Genomic DNA, 1,061 nt, shown 5'->3' with positions numbered 1-1,061 from the left:
GCAATCAATCTATACAACGAAATTAGATTACATGTATCTTTAGACTATAAAACACCAAATATGGTATATTTAAAAACAGCGTAAATCAATTTTTAACCTGTAGCCATATTTCAGGACTAGACATTATCAGAAACCACTAACCAATGATTAAATTCTTTAGAAAAATTAGACAAAACTTACTTTCAGAAGGGAAAACTGGAAAATACTTAAAATATGCTATTGGTGAAATAGTGCTTGTGGTTATCGGGATTTTAATTGCTTTGCAGATTAATAATTGGAATGAAAGTCGAAAAGAATCCAATTATGAGCAAAAATTTCTCAATGAATTGAAATCTGATTTTTTATATAATAAGGAAGAGTTGAATAGAAATATTAAAAAAGCAAATAATTTGACCCATAATGGAGATAGCATTATATACATTTTGAGCTTATCAAAAAAGGATGTGGACTTGATTAAGGTTTTCAATCTTACGAGAAGATTATACGGTTATTCGACTTTTGACCCTTCAAATGGGGGGCTAAATAACCTAATGAGTTCTGGAAATCTAAACATCATTAAAAATGATTCTTTGCGAATGAATCTTTCAAAATGGCCAGCAATGGTAGAGGATGTTAAAGAAGATGAGAAGCGATTAATTGAATATGGAGACACCTATCTTGAACCTCATTATTTAAAGTATTTTTATTATGAGTCCGGTTCTAGACTAATTGACCCAACATTGTTAGAAGATGTTCAATTCGAGAATATTGTCAGAACTATAAGAGGTAGAGCAAATTACATAGTTGAAAATTACAAAATATTGGAAATAGAAATAGATAAGATTCTGACTGAAATCCAAGGAGAAGTGAGTTCCAATAAAGAATAACGAAAGCACAACAACGGCTATAATCCATTGCTTGCTAAATGCTAATCCAAAAATCGTTACCTTTAACTTGTGGACTTGCAACAAAAAATTGGACTTTAAGTTGAATGACTAAGCTGCTAGTTTTTGGTTATACATATCTAATTCAAATTCTCTTATAGTTTTGTTTCCTAAAAAGGAATGTCTCCTTTTATTATT

The 1,061-nt window shown here is 30.0% G+C and carries 1 protein-coding gene; it reads left to right on the top strand.

Annotated elements, in window-relative coordinates:
* Window positions 1-143 precede the first annotated feature (143 nt).
* On the top strand, window positions 144-866 hold the full coding sequence (locus FGF67_RS16820) for a DUF6090 family protein (RefSeq protein ID WP_139698914.1): 723 nt from the start codon (window positions 144-146) through the stop codon (window positions 864-866).
* Window positions 867-1,061 lie beyond the last annotated feature (195 nt).

The organism is Allotamlana fucoidanivorans (assembly GCF_006265225.1).
GTDB lineage: Bacteria > Bacteroidota > Bacteroidia > Flavobacteriales > Flavobacteriaceae > Allotamlana > Allotamlana fucoidanivorans.
The sequence above is the reverse complement of the archived record's forward strand: the minus strand, read 5'-3'. Positions and strand labels throughout refer to the sequence as shown.